Raw genomic sequence first — 22,482 nt, 5'->3', positions numbered from 1 at the left:
GTTAAGCACAGATGTAATTATAGAAGGCGAACCTTACACGATTTTTATACGAACCTTACATAAAGCTTAACAAACTTGTTGAGTGCACTTACACAAACATGCTGGCTCAGAACAAAACAAAAACCCGCTGCATGGACGGTCATGGCGGGCTATAACGTTCTATTATTTAAGTCTTCGGACTATTCTTCCTTTAACACCACAAAATCCTGCGGGTTCGAACGAATGAACAACCTGATTCGTTTCAAGCTATCGGGAGCGATCTCATTAAATCTCATGCGTACTACACGCTTTCTGAATCCTTGGCGTGGTCATAAAACACCCAGAACATGCACAAAGCCTGTTGGCTTCTGTTCAAACTTGAAATCGCCTGTGATTTGACGGAAGCTTTTTTCCGCGGATACCTAGAAGCGTTGATTCCACACAAGCCCATCCCAATCTTTCGTCATCCAACGTCTCAAAATCCGCTTGGTTCATCGTCACTAATGTCATTCAACTGCTGGCTAACTAGAATCCAAGAAAGGGGTTTACTACATGATGTCACCCGAAATCGAAACCATCCGGCAGCAGCTCCCCGGCTGGCTGGAAGCCAGCTTACCATGTGTCGGCAGAGGTAAAGTCGCCTCCTACATCCCCGAGCTGTCCAAAGCTCCCCATGATGCTTTGGGTATCACCTTAATGAACCCCCAGGGTGAATCCGTCACCGCCGGGGACTGCGGGCTGCGTTTTACGATGCAGAGCATCTCCAAAGTGTTTACGCTGATATTGGCGCTGATGGACAATGGAGAGGATGCCGTCTTTAGCAAGGTCGGCATGGAGCCGACCGGAGACAACTTCAATTCCATGCTGAAGCTGGAGTTAGTCAGACCCGGCATTCCCTTCAATCCGATGATTAACGCAGGCGCGATTACCGTTTCTTCCTTAATTCGCGGAGACAGCCCGAACGAGAAATCCGACCGAATTCTTCAGTTCCTTAAAGAGCTAGCGGGCAACACTGATTTGGAATATGACTTGGGCGTTTACCGCTCCGAATCGGATACCGGGAATCTGAATCGCTCTATAGCATTCTTTCTAAAGGAAAACGGGGTTCTCAGCGGAGATGTTGAAAAGGTGTTAGAGGTGTATTTTCGGCACTGCTCCATCGCTGTGGATTGCGCCGATTTAGCCAGAATGGCATTGGTGCTAGCCTGCAACGGTTCGGATCCGCTAACCGGCAAAGCGCTCATACCGAGAAGATATGTTCAAATCGCCAAGACGTTCATGACGACATGTGGCATGTACAACGCATCAGGAGAATTCGCCATTCAGGTAGGCTTACCCGCCAAGAGCGGCGTTTCAGGGGGCATTTTAACTTTTGTGCCGGGACGTTATGGCATCGGCGTAGTAGGCCCTGCATTGAATAATAAAGGCAACAGCTATGCCGGCGTACATTTACTCCAGTCCATATCCCGCGAGATGGACTGGAGTATCTTCTAAATACAAAAATCCCCCTGGAGCAGTTACAGCTTCAAGAGGATTGAATCCGTCAAATATGTTCTGAAGATAGCACTTTGCTTCGTTTCGTTTGTTAAGAGGGGAATGCGCTCTTACCTGTTTCGAATGGGTCCCATTCTCCTATTTTCTGAAGAACAGTCGCCCAATCCGGTCTGCAAATTCCTGCATATTCACACTGGATGGATCAAGACGGTAATATCCGTTCTTCACGGCCTCCAATACCCAAAGCGGCAGCTTCTTGCCCTCAAGCAGCGGATATACGTTGTCGTAGGCCCACATAAGATGCTCCCATCGCTTGTCGTTTCCTTCCTGAATATACTCCGATACATCGAGCACCTTCCCTCTGCCTTCCTGCAGCAGTACATTCTTCAAATGAATATCCCGCGGGTTTAAGCCCTTGCTCCGCACAAAGGATCGTGCTGCCTCGACATCATCGATGACCTGCCTTGGAACGGACACACCATAGAGCAAACAGTCATACAGGGTTAATCCAGATTCATGGCTAATCGCCACATAACGCTCACCTGCCCCATAAAATGCAGGGAAATAGGGGCTGCCCACCAGCTCTTGATAGACCTTAATCTCCGCTTCTTTCTTAGGTAGCGCCTCCGCAGCATACAGTTTGAACGCGTAGGCCGGCAAAGGTTCGTATACGAATACTGCAGCATCCGTACCGATTCCGATGCAGCGCAGGTCATCCGATTCGCCTTCAATCGTGACAGGGTCGTTATCACCGTTCTTGGTAACTTCCATACAAGCCAGTGCAGTTTCTGCCTGCTTCCAATGTTCGTGATTCATAGGCCACCTCATTTGGTGTTACTGGACTTAAATCAGTATGATCGTACCACACTCACGTTTCAAAAAAAAATATTTGCCAGCGATGCCTGATCCTGACCACAAAAAAACCGCGAGAGCTTCTCGCGGTTTCATGCTTCTTGCCTACATATCGTTACTCCGGTTTCACGAAATATCCAATACCAGCGGCATACTCTATCATTTTTTCAAATAACAGCTTGTCCGGTACAGCACATTTTACCCCCGTGTGCTTAAGGAATTCCGATGTTTGCGGACAAGTATACCGGTAGATGGAATTCTTCGCTCCGTCGCCTTCGAACTGTGCCATCGCCAGCTCAAGGCCTTCCTTATCCTTCGGCTGCTGCGGATCCAATAACCATGCCTCGTATGCCTTCCAGTCCATCACTGAAATGTCATATCCATAGGCTTTAAAATGCCCCACCATGTCCTCATAAGGAATGGCAACCGGGTTGCAGATATGAAACACTCGCCCGACCGTTTCTTGCTGAAGCAGCAGAGCGGTAATGGCTTCCCCGGCATAGTTAATCGGCGTAATATCCACTTCCCATCTCACGCCAGGTGCTTTCTTCAACAGCAGCATCGCTTTCAGCATGCGGTAAAAAGCGTTGTTATCGATGTTTTTCTGGAATATTCCGTTCTCCGAGTTACAAGACAGATTCCCCACGCGATAAACCGCTGCCGGGATTCCTCTATCTGCACCGGCTTTAATGACCAGCTTCTCTGCCTCCAGCTTGCTGTTCGTATAGACATTCTCGATGATCGACTCTTCATATCCCGTTCCAGCAACGATGGCATCCCATTGACCACCCAGTGCCAAATCTTCAGGGATCCCAAGCGTAGATATAAAGTGGAATCGGATATGAGGTCTTCTCTGAGCCAAAGCCAACAAGCGGTCCGTACTCTCCACATTCACTCGCGCAAAATAGTCGGAATCGCCAAAATGCTTCACTTCAGCTCCGCAATGAATGATGGAATCGATGCGCGCTTCAATCAATGCACGGTCTTGTGCTCCGAGCCCGAGAAACTCCTGCTCCAAGTCGCCCTGAATCGCGATCACCCTTTTATCCATACGAGTCTTGACCTCTTCGCCAAAATATCCGGTCATGATCTGCTCAAGGCGAGCATAGGGCTCCATCAGCTTCGACGGTCGAACTAGGCAGTACACGGTAGCGGTCGATTGTTTCAGCAGTTCATTCAGCAGATGTGATCCCAAATATCCCGTCGCGCCTGTCAGCAAAATATGCTGCTGGGTATAGATAGGTTGTCCCGAACCCTGGTTGATAGGGAATGAGGTCGGATACTCAGCCAAATCCTGAATAGGAAGATCCCTATTCTCTGTTTGATCGGATGGAATCGTCTGCTGACCCAGTTCCTCTACTCTCTCCGCCAATTTTGCAATCGTCGGATAAACAAAGAAATCATTGATCTTCAACTGTGGATATTGCGGCTTAAGAAGCACTAGAATCTCCAGGATTTTCAGAGAATAACCGCCAATATCGAAGAAATCGTCATGGATGCCGATTTTGGTTTGTCCGAGTGCTCTTTCCCAGGCTGCAGCAATATCCCGCTGAATATCATTAACCGGTGCCTCGTAGTGGGAGTCATCCTCTTCCATCTCCATCGACAATTCGTACAATGCCAGCTTCTTACGATCAATCTTACCGGTCGGGGATAGTGGCATCTCTTCTACAAAACACATGTATTTAGGAACCATGTAACTAGGTACTTTCTGACTTAAAAATTGCACCAAATCCTTAGCAGAAGCTGCCTGTCCATCATGGGTTGTATAGAATGCCGCTAACATTTTGGTTCCGTCCTCGTCCATTCTCGGAATGACCGCGATATCCTTTACGCTTTCATGCTTCGCCAGATTATCCTCGATCTCTCCAATCTCGATCCGGAAGCCTCTGATCTTCACCTGTGAATCTTTTCGTCCCCGGTATTCTACTTGTCCGTTCGGCAGCAGGCGAACCAAATCTCCGGATCGGTAGTATTGTTTCCCGGATTCCGGTGTTAACGGGTCCAGAATAAAGGCTTCTTTGGTTTTCTCAGGCTGATTCAGATACCCTTTGGCTACGCCGACCGAGCAGATCAGCAGCTCTCCGGTTACGCAGGTTGGACATAACTCATTATGTTCATTCACAATATACAATTCATAGTTGGCAAATGGCGTCCCGATATACACGGTGGCCAGATCGTCCGGAACCGCATAATCCACGACATGCCCTGTTGCTACAACCGTCGTTTCCGTTGGGCCGTACAGATTCACGATTGGAATCTGCAGCTTCTTCTGGAACATACGAACGGTTTCTCCGGCCAAAGCTTCTCCACCAACCACGATTGTTTTAACGTTGCGGTATTTGTGAGTATCTTCCATAGGCAAATACGCTGCCAATTGGTTAAAAAACACCGTAGGCAATATCGCAACTCGAGTTGCTTTGGTATCTGCCACAGCCTCCGTAAAGGCGTCTATGGAGAAACGCTGCTCATCGGAGAGAAGATGCAGTCGTGAACCGCAAGCCAGCGATCCGAATATATCGTAAACGGAAGCATCAAAGCTGAAGGTGGAATATTGAAGAATGATATCTTGTTCACTCATCTGTAATTTCTCTTGATTGGCCAGTGCCAAGTTCACGACACCTTGATGGGCGATTAAAGCGCCTTTCGGTTTGCCCGTCGAACCAGAGGTATAGATGATATAAGCCAAATCATCACCTTCAACGCGGACACCACAGGCTTCATCCGAGTATGAAAGGAATTTATCATCAAGACAGAAGTATTCTGGCTTCGGTTGAAAACCTGCCAGGAGCCCATCCAGCTTTGCTGTGAAATCCTGATGTGTAAGAATGATCGCCGATTCGGTATCCTCGATAATATAGGCATTTCTTTCATCTGGATGTGATGGATCCAGCGGGATATAGGCTCCACCGGCCTTGAGCACACCGAGCATACTAACAACCGTATCCAGGCCCCTCTTCATAAATATCGAGACGAATTGGCCTTTACGCAGCCCCTTGTCTAGAAGCATATGTGAGATTTGGTTTGACAACCGGTCAAGCTGTTCATACGTGACTTGCTCATGATCCGACGATAGTGCAATTCTCTCTGGAAATTTCTTCACAATGGAAGCGAGCATTGACACAATGGTAGGATCTTCCGGCAGATCCTGCTTCGTGTCATTGAGAATTGTGTACGCGTTCCGGTCCTCTTCTGTCAGCATAGGCAAACGGCTAACCGGCATGTCCGCATGCTCAAGAGCCGCGCAAGCAAGCAGCTCAAAATGCCTACTGAATTTTCCGATCGTTTCTTCTTTATACAAAGGCCGTGCATAGGATACATAGAGTGTCCACTCGTCCTTCTTCTCTTCCTGAACCATCCAGTTCAGCCCGCTGGAACTATAGGCATAACCCTTCCCGTTACTGCCATAGACCGTTTGGAGAGTGAGCGATTGACCGGTGAAGCCTTCTATATCCTCAAGCGAAAAGCTGCTTCCTTCAATCTGCTCCATTTTGGCGGAAACTTGCTCATAAATCTGTGCGAATGAATCGCTACCGCTTAAGTTAACTCTCAGCGGAAGGAGATTGCCCTTCTCATTGTTCACGCCGATCAGCAAATCGGTATCGTGAGTCATTCGGTACAGAAATACGACATAGCTTGTGAGCATCCATGCCTTCATGTCATATGAATCGTGGAACTGCTTGATCTTACCGGTTTCGATATGAAGGTTAATCACCATATGATCAAGCTCTTGCTGCTGAAGATGCGCTGGACCATCGGTGTACAGATAGAATCCCGGTAAAGGTAGCTGCAGTTCATTCAACCAATATTCTTTGCCTTGTTCGATCATCAATGTTGTATTCAAAGGTTTCAGCTCCATCTTTTTTCTCTACTGTTTCTGTCCTCGTAGTACTACACACTACACATGCAATTTGTTTACAAGGGCCTCCAGCTCAGCGGAAACCTGGTTAATCTGCTCCGCAGACTCGAAGATTTTGGCAAAGGATGCCTGCTGTTCCTGGCTACTAATCCGGATCTCACCCGACACAGACGAGTTTCTCTCTGCGAGCTCAGCCAGTTGTTTAATCGCTGCCGTAATCTGTTCGGTCTCGGCAACCATTTGCTGGGTAGCTGCAGACACCTCTTGAATTTGACTGGTCACTGTATCGGTTGCCACCAGCATGCCTTTAAACAGCTCACCGGTTTCTTTGACAACCTCAATTCCCTTGGCGACGTTTTGTTCCCCTTCGCTGATGGCTTCTACCGCAGATGCCGTTTCATCCTGAATGTATCGAACCAATTCAATGATTTGGTCTGCGGATTTTCTTGATTCCTCCGAAAGTTTCTTAACTTCGCTGGCGACCACAGCAAAACCGCGGCCCTCTTCGCCCGCTCTTGCCGCTTCGATTCCGGCATTGAGTGATAACAGATTTGTCTGAGAGGAAATTTCGGTAATAACCTGCACGATCTGACCGATCTCATTTGAACGGTTCTGAAGCTTTTCGATGATATTCACCGAGTTTTTAACCGAATGATCAATCGAATTCATCTGCTCGATCACCTGCTCCACATTGTGATTACCGCGTTCCGATTGCTCCTTCATATGCACGGATATCTCGGAAAGATCCGATGTATTGCCGGCAATCGTTGATACGCCAGATGAGATTTCCTCAAGTGAAACCACGCTTTCGGTAATGGAAGTGCTCTGCAGCGCAACTCGTTCCGACATTTCCTCCATATTTTTAGTAATGGCGGAAGACTTGTTATTATTGACTTCCACAGCCGAGAAGAGGAATTTAGACTGCTCTGCAGAGTGCTCCGATACCGTTTTGATCGTTGTGACAAGTTCATTAATTTGATTAACGGTCGTATTGAACTTGGCATTGACCTGCCCCAGCTCATCATCGCCAGCTTTTAATTGGACGGTGAAGTCACCTTTGCTCAGCTTGTCCAGCGCCCCCATTAATGCTTGGATCGGTGCGAAGGTACGTCTAATGGTGAAGTACTGCAGTACTAATACGATCAGCAAGGTAATCAGCAGCGCAAAAACCGTATTGATGATCAACGTCTGCTTCCCGGTATCGATTAAGCTTGCATCCACGTCGATTCCCAAGTAAGCAAAAATTTCGCCGCTGGCATCCTGGAAAGGATGCAGCACGGTGATCCAGGTACCATAATTGTCTGTATAACCTTTGGTGTAGACGGTTTTTTTCGTTTTCAGCATCTCTCTCACGGCGTCGGCATGGATCTCCGGTTGTTCGTATAAGTCGCCCAGATTCAAATCTTCCTCGGCAAACATATCAAGCACTGCCGTCGGCATGGCAATAATCGAGGTCTTGTTACCACCCTCGAGCTCCGGTCCAAATATATAGCCTTGTGCGATGTTGGGATGACTTAGAGATAGTTCATCAAACGTTTTGGTAAGTTTTTTTTGGATATCCGCATTGCGGTCGGTTTGACCTTTCACTGCTTGAGCATCTTCCGTCGATACGGACTTAACCAAGGTATCCATAATTTTTCCCGAATCGGATTGCAGCTGCTTCGTTAGCACGAAATCCTGGATATAATAGCTAGAACCAATCACGATAACACCTGTAATAATGATATACAGGCTCGTCCATAACATGTTTCTTGTAACAATACTCAGATTCTTAAAACGCAGTCCTTTTGAGAACGTTTTTGGCTCACTCACTTGGTGTCTCTCCTTTGATATCTCTTATGTATTTTCCATATAAAATAGGGATTTCATTAGCGAACCTGTTCGCATCACCTACTTTCCTGGAAACATTGAATATTTCCGCAATCTTTCATGAATACATTACATTTTTCAAAAATGTTCATCTTGAATGAACCGCGTTCCCCCTCCATCAATATTCTGACATAGGCTCACTTCACAAAATGGTTTTGTTAAGTGAAATTCCAGTTCAATAGATCCATATTCACGTTATGATTCCATAACCATTGCATCTTTTGTACTATTTATAGATCGGCATTTATCCGAATATTTTTAATACTTTAGTAACAACAACTTGCAAAAAAACCCCTGTTTTCGACAATTAATCGAATTTTTATGTTCCTTCAGTTTTTGAAATCAGCACGTAGTTTCCTATCATTTTGAGCACGCAAAAAGACCGCGATTTACGCGGTCCTCTTCAGTATAAATTGCATTGAATACTGGTTTCCCAGTTTTCTTCTACGCGTTATCTGAATTCCATAACCCAATACTTTTCGCCGTGCTTCTCTTCCTCAACCACTCTTTCCCAGCCGTTGTTTTCGTAGAATTTCAGCGCCTTGTGATTTGCGGATACACACTTCAATCGGATCGGCTTTCTCATGCTCTCAATCGCAGCATCAAGCAATTGTCTACCCACTCCCTTGCCAGCATGATCCGGGTGAACGAATAAATGATGGATAAAGTTGTCTGGCAAATATAGCGCAGTAAATCCAAGGATAATCGTATTTTCCTCTGCCAATAGTATAAATTCTTTTTCCGTTTGCTTATCAAAATCGCCCAACGCCATCTCGTTTGCATCCGCCCAATGAAAATTTTCACGTCGTGATGCCAAGAATATTTCCCTAAGCTCAGGGTAATCCTCAAGCTTAGCCTCTCTTATCTTCAAATACCCCACACTCGCTTTCAATCAAGAAGATACGTTCCTAAATAATTGTTGTACTCATAAGTTCAGCTTCATACCATCATGACTCGATACAAAGGCAGCTAGCTAAGGAGATCCATCAAGTTTTCCAATTTCCGTTCTAACGCGCCAAACTGTACAAATCGATCTTCTCTCAGAAGCTCTTTTCCTTCAACGAACAAGAGAAGGGCCGGTGCCGTGAAAATCAAATATCTTGAGGCTATCTCCCCTACTGCTTCGCCCTGGATATGTCCCAATGAAATGCGCGGAAACCGGTCTAACAGCACTCTTAGCTTGGGTAATATGGCATGGCACACACTGCAATCTTGTCTCGATACGTATAAAAAACTGAACGTGTGGTTGTCAATAAACCGTTCTATGGCGTCTATCGACGTCAGTTCTTCCATTTCTTTCATCTGTTGCACCTTACTTTCATGAATAGCTCTATGCCGATATTCAGTCTAATACCGCTGATATGTGCGCAGACGTAACCGCCCAGTGTGAAGCCGTCCAATATTTCGCTTGATCCTTCACGTAGATAATTTGCGGCGATTCATGCTTTACGTTCAAATCCTCGGCAATTTTATTGGAAACCGGGCGGGATTCAATGACTTTAACCAGTGTGTAATCCACATCGCCGTTTGGCGCCTTTTTCAAGTAAGATTCAAACTCCGAAAGAGCATTAGAGCTAACCGGACAAGTCGTACTATGCTTCAAAATAACTTGGCCGCGCTCGGAAGATTTTTTCAGAATCGTTTCCCATTCTTCTATTGTCGTAATTTCATTCCATTGCATATGATTTTCTCCCCTTTGATGTGATATAACTCATTGCTTCTATTATATAACTAATAGCTATTATACACGTAAACTCGACTAGTTTTCATGTTTAGAGTTCATCTTCAACCGATCGAATCCTATTTCAAATCCATCTCATTAGTCAATAATCATACTCTCTGCCATTGCCTTCAGATCTTTCTTAGCCATTAGATTTTTTACATTTACTATAATGGTATATACGATGTTTTGTTTACTATCATACCAACTGATCCTATCTCCATCTGCCTCATTCTGGAGATAAATAGCTTCAACATGTTTCAGCTGTATTTTCTCGGAAGAGGCATCAAGAGACTTCGTTAAGCTTGCACCTTGACCATACGCTGCCATGATCGATACAGCCGTGTCGCTCTTGCCATCGGATAGGTATACAATGGAGTTGAATAACCATGCAGCAAACGAAAAGCGGACTTCATTCGGAATAATCGGCCCATTAAATATATGGCGGAGGCCATATGAGCATAAAAAGAACCGCGATGGACGCGGTTCCCCTATGAATATGTATGGATTCCATGTTACGATTTATTAGCTTTCACAATCAGAAAATGAGGGTTCGTCATTAGGCGATCAAACCATTTGGCCACCCATTCCGCAGCTTCCGGATTGTCCTTATGCGCTAAATTGGGCTGCGGCTCAACGATCTGTTCGATTCTAAACCAAGATGAAGTTACGTTAATGATTTCTTGAATCGGTCTTCTATAGAAAGTAACCTCTACGGGTCCAGACTCCTGTTTGTTCCAAACCTCCGTCAATAACTCACGAGCAAAGTAGTCTGTTCGGTCAAAATGTTTAACATCCATAAAAGGATGATGAACGGAGAAAATCAAACTTCCACCAGGTTTCAGCACTCGCTGAAATTCGCGAAAGGTCGGCGTCCAATCCTCGATGTAGTGAAGCGTCAATGAACTTACGATAAGATCAAACGCCTCATCTTCAAAGGGCAGGTCTTCGGTTATATCACATGCAAATACAGTCGCTTCATTGCCGACTCGTCTCTTACAGGCTTCCACCATCGCCGGGCTCAGATCAACCGCTGTAACCCTGGCCCCTCGTATAATAAATTGCTCCGTATACCATCCTGCGGCACAACCAGCATCTAGGACGGTCATTTGCTCCATATCCGCCGGTAACACTTTGAGCATGGCTGGCCTTTCGTAATAAGCATTATGCCCGCTCTGCGAATCAACATGTCTTTCGTAGTCTCCAGCCAGCTTATCGTATGCCTCAATGACCTTCTCCTTCATGGATCATCCCCCCATATATTGTGCTCAGCTTGAGTACAGCGAACAATACGTGCGTTCGAAATTTCTGGCCAGCAAGTCCTCTTTTCGGATGAAAAATTGCAGTTCACCCGCATCCCACCAGCAAAATCCTATCTCGTCGTCCGAATCGATGGCCAGCAGCAGCAGTGTATCCCGAATCTCCTGCTGAGCCTGTTCCGCGTTGCCGCCGCAATGATCGGCAATCTGCTGCACAGCCGCCTCCATGGAGTAATTGTACTCTGATCCCGTTAACAGCATTAAAGCAGCCTCGTGCTCACAATCTCCATGCTGGGTAGAAGGGTAGCCAAAGATCGTCGCGATGTCGTCAGAATCCTGCCCCGTCAATTGATGACACAGATCCTCGTAAGATTCAAAATCATGCTCATCATCCTCGACAAGCTCATCATCCACATAAGCGTAATTCGGGGGCTCAAGTGTGGCTCTTGCTTCAATACGGTAGCCTGCGAATTCTTCATCTAACGCGGTCCCCTCAGGCGCCCGGCATCGACTAGCGGCCGCTGTCTGATCCTCGGCCAGATACAACACCCGGTGTTCAATGTTATAAGCAGGTTCATCAACGCCAACGAAGAAATACAGAACTCCGCTATGCGGAAGTGAAGCCGTGGCATCGTGAGCTGCCAAATCCCTCAACTGCAGCTGTGCCAAAAACGTCATCGGTGTACCATCCGAAGTCAGCGGCCATTCCATTCCTTCAGGAAGATCGGGGTCTCCGCCAATCCGTGAATTGCACGAGCTGGCATAGTCCTCCTCTCCCTGTTTGGATAAACGTATGCCTTGCCGAGTATGTTCGATCAAATAGTCTGCTGCATGTTCAAATTCGTGCTCTTGGATGATATTTTGCATCTTGATCAAGTTGTGTTCATTTAGCTTCATAGTTTAGTTCCTCTTCTTTTCAATAAATTAGGGCGTGTATGCAAACCTAAGCGAGCCAGACCATAATGGATGCCAGCGTTAAAAAAGCCTTGAAAGAGCTTGCTAACTTATCAAAGCGAGTCGCCAACCGACGATAATGTTTTACTTTATTGAAAAAACATTCAATGAGATGCCGTTCTTTGTAAATTTCTTTATCCCATTTTCTTAGTTTGCGTCGATTTTTCTTACTGGGTATCACAGGCGTAGCTGATTGTTGCTCTAACAAATGAAGAATTTGATTGGTGTCGTACGCTCGATCAGCCAAAACTTGTTTTTTAGTTAGATCCATCTGTTTTAACATCTCGTAGCCGGTTACCGAATCGTGGCATTGACCTCCTGTTAGCTTAAAGCGTAGGGGATTACCTAAAGCATCAACCACGGCATGAATTTTGGTGGTTAGTCCGCCACGAGAACGCCCTATTGCTTGCTTGAGGCCCCCCCTTTTGCTCCCGATCCATGTTGGTGGACACGGACGATTGTCGCGTCAATCATGACGCTTTCCCAATCAGGTTCAATGGAGACATGCTCTAAAATTTTGTCCCAAATGCCGGCGATTTGCCAGCGGCGAAATCGGCTGTAAACGCTGGACCAAGAGCCGTAGTATTCCGGTAAATCCCGCCAAGGGGCACCGGTGCGTGCAATCCATAACATGGCATTCAGCATATGACGATGGTCTTTCGGGGGTCTCCCTCCTTGTGGTTTTCGTTCCGGTGGCAGTAGGTCCTTAATCTTTTCCCATTGGTCGTCTCGTATTTCATATCGTCTCATCATACTTATTAATTACCCAAATTATGGGGTCACAGTTTGCATACACGCCCTAGAATGTTATGAGAATTACGATAATGTCCGGGAATCGTGATCTTCCTCTACTCTTCCTTAAAGAGATCTTCAATGATCGACTTGTCATAGCCATTAACCATCCTGTCACTCATCACGATTCCGTCTTGAAAACCTAAGGAATTCGGGCTTTTTCATAAGCGTATTTTTCATATTCCCCTCCATTGCACATATATAATAAATAAATTCCCTTCATTGATAAGCTTAGCACCTATCACTATATAAACCCCATAAACCATGCTTTGGTTGCCGGATAATTTAACATCTTTTGGTTTGTCCTGTCAATCCTATTTTTCAGCCCTGGCGACATTCTGGTGTTAGTTCTGGTTATAAACGTTGACACGTGTTCCATCCATAATTAGATCGCTGCTGTCCACAATGATTTCCTGTTGATCGAATAGACCACCTCCAACGGCAATGGTATGGCTGTTGGAATCGGTAATTTGAATTGACGTGCGAACAGCATAATATGCATTGCCGAGAGGGCCTTGTGTTTCTTTTATGGTGTAGACATAAGCGCCCTCGCTGTCCTTGTGAACGGCTTTATTCGGTATGAGGATCCCTTCGTTGCTCTTAGTTTTGACTATACTGATCCTCACTTGTTCGCCACCGGATAGCCCACTCCCTTTTAGTTTAACGAACAAACGTGTCATGGAACTGCTTGATTTCTCAGCGTCTTCGTCAACATCGGGACTGAGCGAGTTCATATCCTCTTCTATCCTTTCAATCTCACCCGTAATTGATGGTTCTTCCTTGCCTTCAAGCATGATGTTATCCAGAACATCCCCTACGCTCAGCGTGGCAGCGATACCTGACGGTACATACATTTCTAACCCATACCCTTTTGCCAAATGGCTCATCGTGATATCCGGTTTCCCGGTAGAACCTAATCCCTCCATCGCACCAATCTCTATAACAATACCGTCAAAAGGGGCAACGATCTGCCGATTAACTGAAAGAGAGTGTTTCAGGTTCTCGATCTGCTGCTGTTGTGCAGCAATATCAAGCTTTGCCGTTTCGTACGCGCTGGTGGCACTTATAAGAAGAGACTCATCTTCTTCCTGCATCGCTTGAATGACATTATATTCGAGAAGTTCCATGGATAGATTCAGCTTCTTCAGAGCAGACTGCTCCACAGCAATCTGCTGCTTAACCTCACTGCCATCATATTGTATAAGAACTTGTCCTTTACGCACCATCTCACCTTTTTTAACGAGCACCTTATCGACTTTCCAGCCCGAAGGATGGATAAGTTCCCTCTCCTCCTTTGGATTTATCGTCGATCGGCCGACATAGGAATGAACCAGCGAGCCTTTGTTTACCGATGTAATCACTACCTTAGGCAGCGTCAAGGCTTGTAGGGTGTTACCTGCAAAAGTCAGTATAAGCAGAAGACCTGTGAACAGTCCGGCTGTTATGCTAACCTTGCGTTTTCTTGACCGGGAAATTACCTCTTCCAATCTCCATCACTCCTAGTACTGAAACTAACCTTTTATGCCCGACAATTGAACGCCTTCAATAAAATAAGACTCGGCATACAGGAATAGCAGAATCATAGGTGCCATATACAATGCCGATGCGGCAAAACCGATTCCCAGTGCGTCTTTGTTAATCTGTGCAAGATATAGAGACAGTGGCTGTTTATAGGAATCTTGCAAAAATATGAGCGGCTGCTCGATCATGTTCCAATAGTCGACGAACAATAGAACCGTCAGCGCGGCCAGACCAGGCTTCGCCAGCGGCAGGATAATACGCCAGAAGATGACCCATGCTCCTCCACCGTCCATCATGGCCGCTTCAGAATACGCTCCGGGAATATGGGCCATGAATTGTCGCATCATAAAGACGCCAAAAGCTCCAAAGATGCCAGGTAAAATAATGGCGGCGGTATGGTTCATAAGTCCAAGCTTGTCTATAACGATATAATTCGGAACAAGCGTTACCTGAAACGGCATAAGCATGGTCATTAAATAAAGCATGAACAGCTTGTCCCTTCCGATGAAGCGAAGTTTGGCAAAGGCATAAGCCGCAAGCGAGGCGACGACCGCCTGTCCGGCAACAATCGGCACGACCAAGGCGACGGAATTCCAGAACATCCTTAGAAATTTTGTGGTTAGAACCAGTACCTCGGCATACTGTCCAAAGGATAGCCAATCAGGAATAATCTTCAGATTCACGAACGCATCCTTGCCACCCTTCGCAACGTCGATCATCTGCCCCAGAAGGTCGTAATTCCGCCCAATCTCTTGCTCCGTCATCAGGGAGTTCGTAAAGGTAAGCAGAATCGGTACCAGCATGACAACGGCTACCAATCCGAGCAGCAGCGTCAGTACCAGCTTTGGAATCCACCGTATATTTTTCATGATGAGCCTCCCTTTGGTCACTCCAAGTTATCCCGAAATCGGCGCTCAACGCTCAATAGTCCCGTCACCAGAATGACGATGAAGCCGACCATCAGCGTGGCTGCAGCCGTCAGCTTCTGAATATCAAGCGAGGAGAACATGTTGTTCATATAGTGCTGCATCATATAGATCCGGTCATACGGATAATCGCCTGCAAGCAGATACGTCTCCCGAAAGACCTTGAAAGAATTGATGATGGAGATCAGCACGACAAAGAATGTTGTAGGCGTCAAATAGATTAGCGTAATGTGAAACAACTGACGGATCCGCCCCGCGCCCTCAACACGTGCCGTCTCGTAATAATCCTTCGGAATGGATTGAAGTCCGGCCAGAAATAAAATCATGTTGTAGCCGATGTTTTTCCACAAATACATGAGGATGACCACGCTCATCGACCAATCCGATTGCATCCAGTCGATCCTCTCTTTATGGAAATGGTGCAGCCATGCATTTAAGGTTCCGTTCCAATCGAAGAGGATCTGCCAGATCATCACAACGGATGCGACGGGTACGACAAGCGGCATAATAAAGGAGGTTCGAAGCCAATTGCGCATAAACAAGGGCCGATTCAGCAGTAATGCCAGAATGAGCGACAACGCGATGACCAGCGGAACGCCAATGCCGGTAAAAATCAGCATATTTACCGATGCCTTGTGGAAGGAGCCGCTGCTTAGCACTTCATTGTAGTTATCGAAGCCAACTAATGTGCCCTCCAATGAACCGTCCGTGAACGATTCGTAAATGCCCATTATGAACGGGATGATATAAAAGCAGGCAAAGCCGATCAGGCTGGGAGCCAAGAACCATAAAGCCTTCATCCCGTCTTTGCGCATCCATCTCCTTAAACTTCTTCTATTCATTCAGATAGGTCGTTACTTTATTCTGGATGAGCCTGGCGACATCATCTGCGGATTTCTGTCCGGCAAAGAAGGCTTTGGACTCATTTACGATGATGTCATTCACTTTGGCGGACTTGATCTCGACCTGATGAGTGGCTCCACCCACCAAACTCTCCAGTTGGTCCAGCTTGGCCTGATCGACTTTGATCGCCATTCCTTGCAGCGGGCCTTCCTCATAGGCTTTAACCGTTCCTTCTTCCTTCAATTGCTTGATCTGATTGGCAAATGATTTCTTGTTGATCGGAAATCCTGCCTTCGTGGGAGGCGTTTCGATTTCTCCGGACATCATGAATTTTATGAAATCCCACGCTTCCTCCTTCACTTTGGAGTTCGCATTCATGGAGATGCTCTTGTAAGGCCGGAAATAACCGCCGGCTGTCGTTTCCTGGGCATGAGGCTTCATGTAATACTTCATATTCTCGCCGTATTCCCTTAGAGATACGAGATAGTCCCAAGGAGAGTTGATATGGATGGTTCTGAAATAAGCCTTGCTCCGAGGATCCGTGGTCACAATATGATTGTCGTACATGGACTTCACCTGGTTCATCAGAGCGGTAAAGGAGGCCGATTCGAAATTGCCCTTGCGGCTCTCCGTATCCACAAATAAGGAATAATTGTCAAGTGCAATGTCTGCCAACAGGTTTTCGGGTCCACCAGATACCAGCGCTGATGGGTATACCTTGGAAGCCGCCGTCAGCTGATTTGCGGTATTTATAAAATCGTTCCAGGACCAGGTTTTGTCGTTAATCTGAATCCCGGTTTGCGCGATGGCATCTGCATCTCCGGCAAAGCCTTCCAGAAAGAATGCGAGCGGCATGCTGTAAAGTCCTTTGCCGGTTCGAGAATTGTCCAGGATATTACCGAAATAATCTTCCTTTCGGAAGGTGGAATCCTTGTCCATCCATTCACCGAGATCAACCAGCAGATGATGTTTAACGTAGTTATCAGTGGGCAGAATATTCACATATTCACCCGATTGGAGCAGATCGGGGCCTTTGCCTGCCAGCATCGCCGTATTCGTATTCTTGACGAACTTCTCCTCATCCGCCTCCATGTGCGAATCGTCGGTATAACCCGTCTGCAGCTTGATTTCGATATTCGGATGAAGCTGTTCGTAATTCTTCTTTGCTTCCTGAAACAGTTCATCTGGGAAAAACATCGAAAAGACGATGGTCTTTTTGCCACCGGAGGCTGATTCATCATTCTGAGTTGTGCTCTGCACCGAACCACCGTCGTTTGTACCTGCGGACGCTTCATTGCCGCCGCTGGTTCCCGCTGATGATGCTGCCCCTGTTGGGCTTCCACTACCGCAAGCGGTTAAAGAGAAGGCTATAAAACAGCTAACCAATAATCCTAACCCGATTTTCTTCATATGACGATTCTCCTCATCGTTTCATTCGTTGAGATATAGATTGATCTTGTTCTGAACTTGTTTCGCGACAATGTCCGCTGATTTCTGTCCGCTGAAGAAAGACTTTGATTCATTGGAAATGATCTCATCAATTTTGGACTGTTTCTCGGTGGAATGAACGGCTCCCGTAATATAGGCGTCCAGTTGGTCGAGCGATGCATTGTCAACCTTGACCCCGGGAAGATCAGCCTCATGAATCGTTCCTTCGTCTTTTAGCTGCTTCAGCTGTTTTTCGTAGGCAATTCTGTTAATTGGAAAACCAGGGCTTTGATCATACACATCGGTATAAGACTGTGCCTCATCCTCTATGAGAAATTTGATAAAGTCCCAGGCTTCTTTCTTATGAGGCGAGCTTGCGTTAATCCCGATCATTCCGAAGTTTTTAAAATAACCTCCAGCCCCCACATCTTGCGGATGCGGTTTGGCATACAGCTTGGTATGCTCGGCGAAATTGTTCAACAGATACCCTCGGAGGGAACTGATGGTTTCTTCGTTGAAATAAGCTTTGGCATTCCTGGCAGTTTCGCTGCCTCTGCCACCGCCATCTGTAACCATGTCGTAAAGCAAGCCATCATCGAACATCGTTTTGATCTGCTGCATTAACCCGGCAAAGCGCACCGCATCGAAATTGGCTTTCCCGTTTCCTTCTGTGACGAGCTGGCGGTAGTTTTCAGCGACCATCTCGCTCAACATATAATGCGGTTCGCTAATGAGCGCATTCTTGTACTCGCCTTTCTCTGTCAATTGCCTGGCAATATCCGTAAAATCGCTCCATGTCCAACTGCTGTCATCGATCTTGACTCCGCTCTTTCCGAGGGCATCCTCATCGCCAATCAAACCGGCAAGGGAGAAATAAAGCGGCATCCCGTAAAGTCCCCCGTCAATCTTCGAGTTGTCCAAGATGTTGGTGAAATAATCTTTCGTCTGAAGCGATGAATCCATCTCCATCATGTCGCTTAGATTGACAAGCAGATGACGGCTTACATATTTATCTGCCGGGAGCATATCAAGCTCAATCAGATCGGGACCTTTGCCGGCCAAGATGGATGTGTTCGAGGAGGTAACGAATTTTTCAATATTTGCAGATACCTCGTCGAGATCCTTCCCCTCAGAAGGTGTAGCCTGCAGCTCAATCTCGATGTTGGGATGCAGTTTCTCATACTTCTTCACAGCCGTCTGCATGTAATTGCTCAGATAAAAAGTCGAGAACACGAGCTTCACATGTCCTTTTGAATCCACACTTTCTTTCGTATTTCCGTCTTGCGCCGCTGTCGCTCCTTTCATTGCCATTTCGCCTTTGTTCCCCTGAGCCCCACTGCAGGCGGAGAGACAGAGGATTAGACAAATCCATATCCAGCCTATTTTCTTCATCAATGACTCACCTTTCTTTAATTGAAACTATCTTGGCTGACTTTTCCAAATATAAAGTAAAGATGTCTCCGAAACTTCACCTACTTGTAAACAAATTGTCTCTGAAATAACCCCACAAACATATAAATGCTAATATCTTAAAAAAAGACGGCAGACTGAACGATATTTCGTTCAGTCTGCCGCAAATAAGGTTACTATCCACTTTGAAGGGTTAGGTTAGCTATTGAAACTTAATAATAAACGGTTGATTATACGAGACGACACTTGGCTCCGGATTCGTTTGTTGTCTTGAAGTGGAATATATTTTTCGCCCATTTACCAGAAGACTGTCATTATGCGGACTCCAATACATTACCGACGGGAAGACGCCCTGATAGACCGATTCTTTGTACAGGACGTTGTTTCCTTGAAGCTTTCCTGCAAAAATTGAGATTGTATCGTTGTCGTCTTTCTGGGAATAAGCAATATACTTCCTGTCTTGCGATAATTGAAAGCTAAGAACCCTCTCCAGCAGGACAGAGAGAGCCATGTTTCGTCGATCGTACTCATAGATCTCGCCTTCCGTTCCAAGGAAGACAAACTGATCTTTATTAAGCCATGCCATCTGATCACCGCCCGCCTGATGCTCGTATTCGATATGAAAGCTGCTTCCGTTTATCGTCCCCATGCTGATACTAATGGTCCGTTCATTTTGCACCACAATCAGTGCGCTTTGTCCATCGTCCGACATTTTCACCTCGGAGAAGCTGCCTGTGTTTCGGAGGCCCTTCAGCGGATAGACCTTGACTTGCCGGGCGGTTGTGTCATACACGGCCATTTTGACAACGAGGTTTGTGGCGACACCCACATCGGTTTGTCCACTGACCGGGCCTGAAGCGACATCTGTAGCGACGTCTGTGACGAGATAAGAGATGTATCTGCTGTTATCCGACCAAGTGAGCTCTGTCAAGAGCAGATCATGACGGGGCTTTATGGTGGCCATGATGGTTTCCCGTCCATCAGAAAGCGATATCAACTTCAATACATTGCCGTCCTTTGTCTTCTTAATACCGGCGATATATTTGCCGTTTGGCGACAGTTCGAGATTCCAATGATCAGCGTCCACGCCTTGCAGCATCTCGAATTTTTCATACGGCGGTGAGAGCCGATGCAGCAGATATTGCGACAAGCGCATCTTTGAGTCGGGGGCCTGAAAAAGACCGAGAACGGATCCTGAATCCTCCCAACCAAGAAATTGATCGTCCTTCGTGTCCGAAATCGGAAGACGATATATCGTTTTTACTTGGAATGGGGCGCTGCCCGAATCGGCAACTTGCTCATCTTCCGAGCTCGGAATAACGATGGTCTCCGACCGCAGACCTCCCTCACATCCGGACAAGAGGAGGATGATTGCAAGCAGCACGGACAAACCTGCAAATCGTTTCCGTATCATCATGATCTCTCCTCCCTGAAGTAAGGTAGTTCCACGTAAACCATGATCTGCCCGTCCCGGCTGACTAGGCGGATGGTCCCTCCATGGTCGTCGACGATCGATTTGGCGATACTGAGACCCAGACCGACACTGCCTTCTTCCATCAACTTATGGCCCGCCGAATAGAACGGCTGAAACAGGTGCTCAAGCTGGTCAGGTGGGATCGGTTCACCCGGATTGTCGAAAATAAAGCGAACGAGTCCGGAGTCCAGTTCGGCCTTAGCAGAAATCTCCGATTGGGGAGAGCTGTATTTGATCGCATTGTCCAGCAGGTTGATGAACAGCTGGCGCAGCCTGTCCGATTGTCCGTTTACATACAAATGTTCATCCGTCTGGCAGATGATGCGCTTCTTATAACGCTTGGCACGGAAGGACATGGAATCGCTAACGTCGTGCAAAATTTGACCTGCATCCACCTTTTCGAATTCACGGTCGTCCGAAGCTCTGCGGGATACTTCCAGCAGCCTTAGCACCATGTTATGCAGCCGCCGGCTCTCTTCAACAATGTGATTCATGCCCTTATCGAAGAATTCCCGGTCGTCATCCCCTTTCTCCCGAATAATCTCGGCATAACCAAGAATGGACGTCAGTGGCGTCTTAAGCTCATGGGTGACATTGTCGAAAAAACGTTTTTCCTGATCGTTAAGCTCCTGAAGGCGATCCCGATCACCCTCAATCGTGGAAATCTGGCTTCCGATCCGGTCAATCATGTCATTGAAATTCAGAGCCAGCTCGCCAATTTCATCTCTTCGCCGGAACGGGATGCGAACATCGAGATTCCCGTTCTTCACTTCCGTGGAAGCCCGGGTCAGCTTCACTAATGGAATGGTGATATGCCGGGATAGCATATAGGAGAATAGGAATGCCGCTCCAAATATGGCGAGCGCGATGTAGAAAATGATGTCCATGATGCGCCCGCTTTGTTCATAGAGCAGGGTGAAATCTTTGGTAAATCTCAAGATGCCCACCTTCACTCCATCGATGATAACCGGGTATGAATATAGAACGGTTCCGCTATTCCGGCCATAAGTGATGGTATAAGCCGTTTTGCCCTTGATCGCTTGCCGGAGATCCTCGTCCGACTGTCCGGAGAACTCTCTCTGGTCTGATGAGAACAATAACTTGCCATCTACGGTGTAAGCACTAACATGGCTTGATGTCGCATGATTCAAATCATTCACCATTTCCTCGGCCATCTGTCCGAAATAAAGCTTATTGTTCGTGAAATGGTTGATAAGAAATGCTTGCCTTACGTATATATTGCTGTTGTTTTTGAGTCCGACCAGATCCGACGTTACGATCTTTTGATTGCTTGTCCGAATGATCTCCTTCACGGTCTGATTGAGTACGAGGAACGAGAGGCAGAAGATCAGAAAAAAACCAACAATAAACTTGGCTCTGATGGTCCGGATCATCTCTTATTCCGCCTGCTTCTCGAATTTATAACCGATGCCGAATACAGTTGTGATCAAATCGCTGGCATCCAGCTTTTTACGGAGCCTTTGAATATGCGTATCCACGGTCCGTGTATCCCCAATAAAATCATAACCCCAAACCAAATCCAGCAGTTCCGAACGCGTGTAAATCTTCCCCCGGTGACCGTACAAGGTCATGAGCAGGTCAAATTCCTTCGGTGTTAGATCAACCAGCCTTCCGTCTTTCTTGACCAGTCGCTCCTCCGTTACGATCTCGATGCCTTTAACACGGATCACGGCCTCCTGAGCCACTTCCCTATCCCCGTGATTCGCTTGGTCCAGCCGCCGGAGAATCGTACGAATTCGGGCAACAACCTCCCGTAAATCAAACGGCTTTGTGATATAGTCATCGGCACCAAATTCAAGTCCGAGCACTTTATCCGTGATGTCGGATTTAGCGGTTATCATGAATATGGGAAGGTTATAGTTCGCGGTTACTTTTTTGCATATATCGAGTCCGCTCTGATCGGGCAGCATCCAATCCAGAAGGAGCAGATCGGGATGAAATGACTCAAGCTCCCTTAAGCCCGCAGCTCCGCTGGCCGCAATACAGGTTTCGAAACCCTCCATGTTGAGACCATAGGCAAGCAAGTCGGCAATCGGCCCCTCATCTTCGATTATGAGAATTTTTGTTTTTTTCATGAAGTC

General features: G+C 46.7%; 19 protein-coding genes. 1 reads left to right on the top strand and 18 read right to left on the bottom strand.

Features of this window, described 5'->3' with window-relative positions; genetic code table 11:
• Positions 1-534 precede the first annotated feature (534 nt).
• The gene (gene glsA, locus NYE54_RS15160; RefSeq protein ID WP_339273502.1) at positions 535-1,473 is read left to right on the top strand and encodes a glutaminase A; all 939 of its coding nucleotides are present in this window, start codon (positions 535-537) and stop codon (positions 1,471-1,473) included.
• 138 nt (positions 1,474-1,611) lie between these two features.
• Here glsA and NYE54_RS15155 read toward each other — a convergent pair whose 3' ends face one another.
• The 18 genes from NYE54_RS15155 to NYE54_RS15070 form a co-directional block, all read right to left on the bottom strand.
• Positions 1,612-2,289: a serine/threonine protein kinase gene (locus NYE54_RS15155; RefSeq protein WP_339272878.1), complete on the bottom strand. Its 678-nt coding sequence runs from the start codon at positions 2,287-2,289 to the stop codon at positions 1,612-1,614.
• 151 nt (positions 2,290-2,440) lie between these two features.
• Positions 2,441-6,169 (bottom strand): amino acid adenylation domain-containing protein, encoded by a 3,729-nt coding sequence (locus NYE54_RS15150; protein ID WP_339272876.1) that lies wholly within the window; start codon positions 6,167-6,169, stop codon positions 2,441-2,443.
• A 54-nt stretch (positions 6,170-6,223) separates the two neighbouring features.
• Positions 6,224-7,996: a HAMP domain-containing methyl-accepting chemotaxis protein gene (locus NYE54_RS15145; protein ID WP_339272875.1), complete on the bottom strand. Its 1,773-nt coding sequence runs from the start codon at positions 7,994-7,996 to the stop codon at positions 6,224-6,226.
• Between the two features lie 508 nt (positions 7,997-8,504).
• Positions 8,505-8,924: a GNAT family N-acetyltransferase gene (locus tag NYE54_RS15140; RefSeq protein WP_339272873.1), complete on the bottom strand. Its 420-nt coding sequence runs from the start codon at positions 8,922-8,924 to the stop codon at positions 8,505-8,507.
• 98 nt (positions 8,925-9,022) lie between these two features.
• On the bottom strand, positions 9,023-9,355 hold the full coding sequence (locus tag NYE54_RS15135) for a thioredoxin family protein (protein ID WP_339272871.1): 333 nt from the start codon (positions 9,353-9,355) through the stop codon (positions 9,023-9,025).
• 40 nt (positions 9,356-9,395) lie between these two features.
• Entirely contained in the window at positions 9,396-9,734 is a 339-nt protein-coding gene (ytxJ, locus tag NYE54_RS15130; RefSeq protein WP_076323212.1) for a bacillithiol system redox-active protein YtxJ, read from the bottom strand.
• Between the two features lie 138 nt (positions 9,735-9,872).
• The gene (locus NYE54_RS15125) at positions 9,873-10,103 is read right to left on the bottom strand and encodes a hypothetical protein (RefSeq protein WP_339272869.1); all 231 of its coding nucleotides are present in this window, start codon (positions 10,101-10,103) and stop codon (positions 9,873-9,875) included.
• Between the two features lie 185 nt (positions 10,104-10,288).
• Complete coding sequence (locus NYE54_RS15120) at positions 10,289-11,017, bottom strand: class I SAM-dependent methyltransferase (protein WP_339272868.1); 729 nt, start codon at positions 11,015-11,017, stop codon at positions 10,289-10,291.
• A 24-nt stretch (positions 11,018-11,041) separates the two neighbouring features.
• Positions 11,042-11,929 carry a YwqG family protein gene (locus NYE54_RS15115; protein ID WP_339272867.1) on the bottom strand — a complete coding sequence of 296 codons (888 nt, stop codon included), beginning with the start codon at positions 11,927-11,929 and terminating at the stop codon, positions 11,042-11,044.
• A gap of 46 nt (positions 11,930-11,975) precedes the next feature.
• A protein-coding gene (locus tag NYE54_RS15110) for an IS5 family transposase (RefSeq protein ID WP_339273500.1) occupies positions 11,976-12,736 on the bottom strand; the annotation gives its coding sequence in 2 pieces (ribosomal slippage) (positions 11,976-12,397 and positions 12,397-12,736; 762 coding nt in all).
• A 386-nt stretch (positions 12,737-13,122) separates the two neighbouring features.
• The gene (locus tag NYE54_RS15105; protein WP_339272865.1) at positions 13,123-14,265 is read right to left on the bottom strand and encodes a biotin/lipoyl-binding protein; all 1,143 of its coding nucleotides are present in this window, start codon (positions 14,263-14,265) and stop codon (positions 13,123-13,125) included.
• A 24-nt stretch (positions 14,266-14,289) separates the two neighbouring features.
• Entirely contained in the window at positions 14,290-15,168 is an 879-nt protein-coding gene (locus NYE54_RS15100) for a carbohydrate ABC transporter permease (protein WP_339272863.1), read from the bottom strand.
• Between the two features lie 17 nt (positions 15,169-15,185).
• Positions 15,186-16,067 (bottom strand): sugar ABC transporter permease, encoded by an 882-nt coding sequence (locus tag NYE54_RS15095; RefSeq protein WP_339272862.1) that lies wholly within the window; start codon positions 16,065-16,067, stop codon positions 15,186-15,188.
• Positions 16,060-17,478, bottom strand: a complete 1,419-nt coding sequence (locus tag NYE54_RS15090; protein ID WP_339272860.1) for an ABC transporter substrate-binding protein — start codon at positions 17,476-17,478, stop codon at positions 16,060-16,062. Before NYE54_RS15090 ends, NYE54_RS15095 begins: the two co-directional genes overlap by 8 nt.
• A gap of 21 nt (positions 17,479-17,499) precedes the next feature.
• The gene (locus NYE54_RS15085; protein ID WP_339272858.1) at positions 17,500-18,807 is read right to left on the bottom strand and encodes an extracellular solute-binding protein; all 1,308 of its coding nucleotides are present in this window, start codon (positions 18,805-18,807) and stop codon (positions 17,500-17,502) included.
• Between the two features lie 301 nt (positions 18,808-19,108).
• Positions 19,109-20,323 (bottom strand): hypothetical protein, encoded by a 1,215-nt coding sequence (locus NYE54_RS15080; RefSeq protein WP_339272856.1) that lies wholly within the window; start codon positions 20,321-20,323, stop codon positions 19,109-19,111.
• The gene (locus NYE54_RS15075; RefSeq protein WP_339272854.1) at positions 20,320-21,774 is read right to left on the bottom strand and encodes a HAMP domain-containing sensor histidine kinase; all 1,455 of its coding nucleotides are present in this window, start codon (positions 21,772-21,774) and stop codon (positions 20,320-20,322) included. Before NYE54_RS15075 ends, NYE54_RS15080 begins: the two co-directional genes overlap by 4 nt.
• 3 nt (positions 21,775-21,777) lie before the next feature.
• Positions 21,778-22,476 carry a response regulator transcription factor gene (locus NYE54_RS15070; RefSeq protein ID WP_339272853.1) on the bottom strand — a complete coding sequence of 233 codons (699 nt, stop codon included), beginning with the start codon at positions 22,474-22,476 and terminating at the stop codon, positions 21,778-21,780.
• Positions 22,477-22,482 lie beyond the last annotated feature (6 nt).

Source organism: Paenibacillus sp. FSL K6-1330 (assembly GCF_037976825.1).
Lineage (GTDB): Bacteria > Bacillota > Bacilli > Paenibacillales > Paenibacillaceae > Paenibacillus_AQ.
Note: the sequence above shows the minus strand (reverse complement) of the source record. Positions and strands in the feature narration are given on the sequence as shown.

Coding starts and splice junctions, on each gene's coding strand:
- glsA (WP_339273502.1), top strand. CDS start 535: ATGTCACCCGAAATCGAAACCATCCGGCAGCAGCTCCCCGGCTGGCTG.
- NYE54_RS15155 (WP_339272878.1), bottom strand. CDS start 2,289: ATGAATCACGAACATTGGAAGCAGGCAGAAACTGCACTGGCTTGTATG.
- NYE54_RS15135 (WP_339272871.1), bottom strand. CDS start 9,355: ATGAAAGAAATGGAAGAACTGACGTCGATAGACGCCATAGAACGGTTT.
- ytxJ (WP_076323212.1), bottom strand. CDS start 9,734: ATGCAATGGAATGAAATTACGACAATAGAAGAATGGGAAACGATTCTG.
- NYE54_RS15125 (WP_339272869.1), bottom strand. CDS start 10,103: ATGGCAGCGTATGGTCAAGGTGCAAGCTTAACGAAGTCTCTTGATGCC.
- NYE54_RS15120 (WP_339272868.1), bottom strand. CDS start 11,017: ATGAAGGAGAAGGTCATTGAGGCATACGATAAGCTGGCTGGAGACTAC.
- NYE54_RS15115 (WP_339272867.1), bottom strand. CDS start 11,929: ATGAAGCTAAATGAACACAACTTGATCAAGATGCAAAATATCATCCAA.
- NYE54_RS15100 (WP_339272863.1), bottom strand. CDS start 15,168: ATGAAAAATATACGGTGGATTCCAAAGCTGGTACTGACGCTGCTGCTC.
- NYE54_RS15095 (WP_339272862.1), bottom strand. CDS start 16,067: ATGAATAGAAGAAGTTTAAGGAGATGGATGCGCAAAGACGGGATGAAG.
- NYE54_RS15090 (WP_339272860.1), bottom strand. CDS start 17,478: ATGAAGAAAATCGGGTTAGGATTATTGGTTAGCTGTTTTATAGCCTTC.
- NYE54_RS15085 (WP_339272858.1), bottom strand. CDS start 18,807: ATGGCAATGAAAGGAGCGACAGCGGCGCAAGACGGAAATACGAAAGAA.
- NYE54_RS15080 (WP_339272856.1), bottom strand. CDS start 20,323: ATGATGATACGGAAACGATTTGCAGGTTTGTCCGTGCTGCTTGCAATC.
- NYE54_RS15075 (WP_339272854.1), bottom strand. CDS start 21,774: ATGATCCGGACCATCAGAGCCAAGTTTATTGTTGGTTTTTTTCTGATC.
- NYE54_RS15070 (WP_339272853.1), bottom strand. CDS start 22,476: ATGAAAAAAACAAAAATTCTCATAATCGAAGATGAGGGGCCGATTGCC.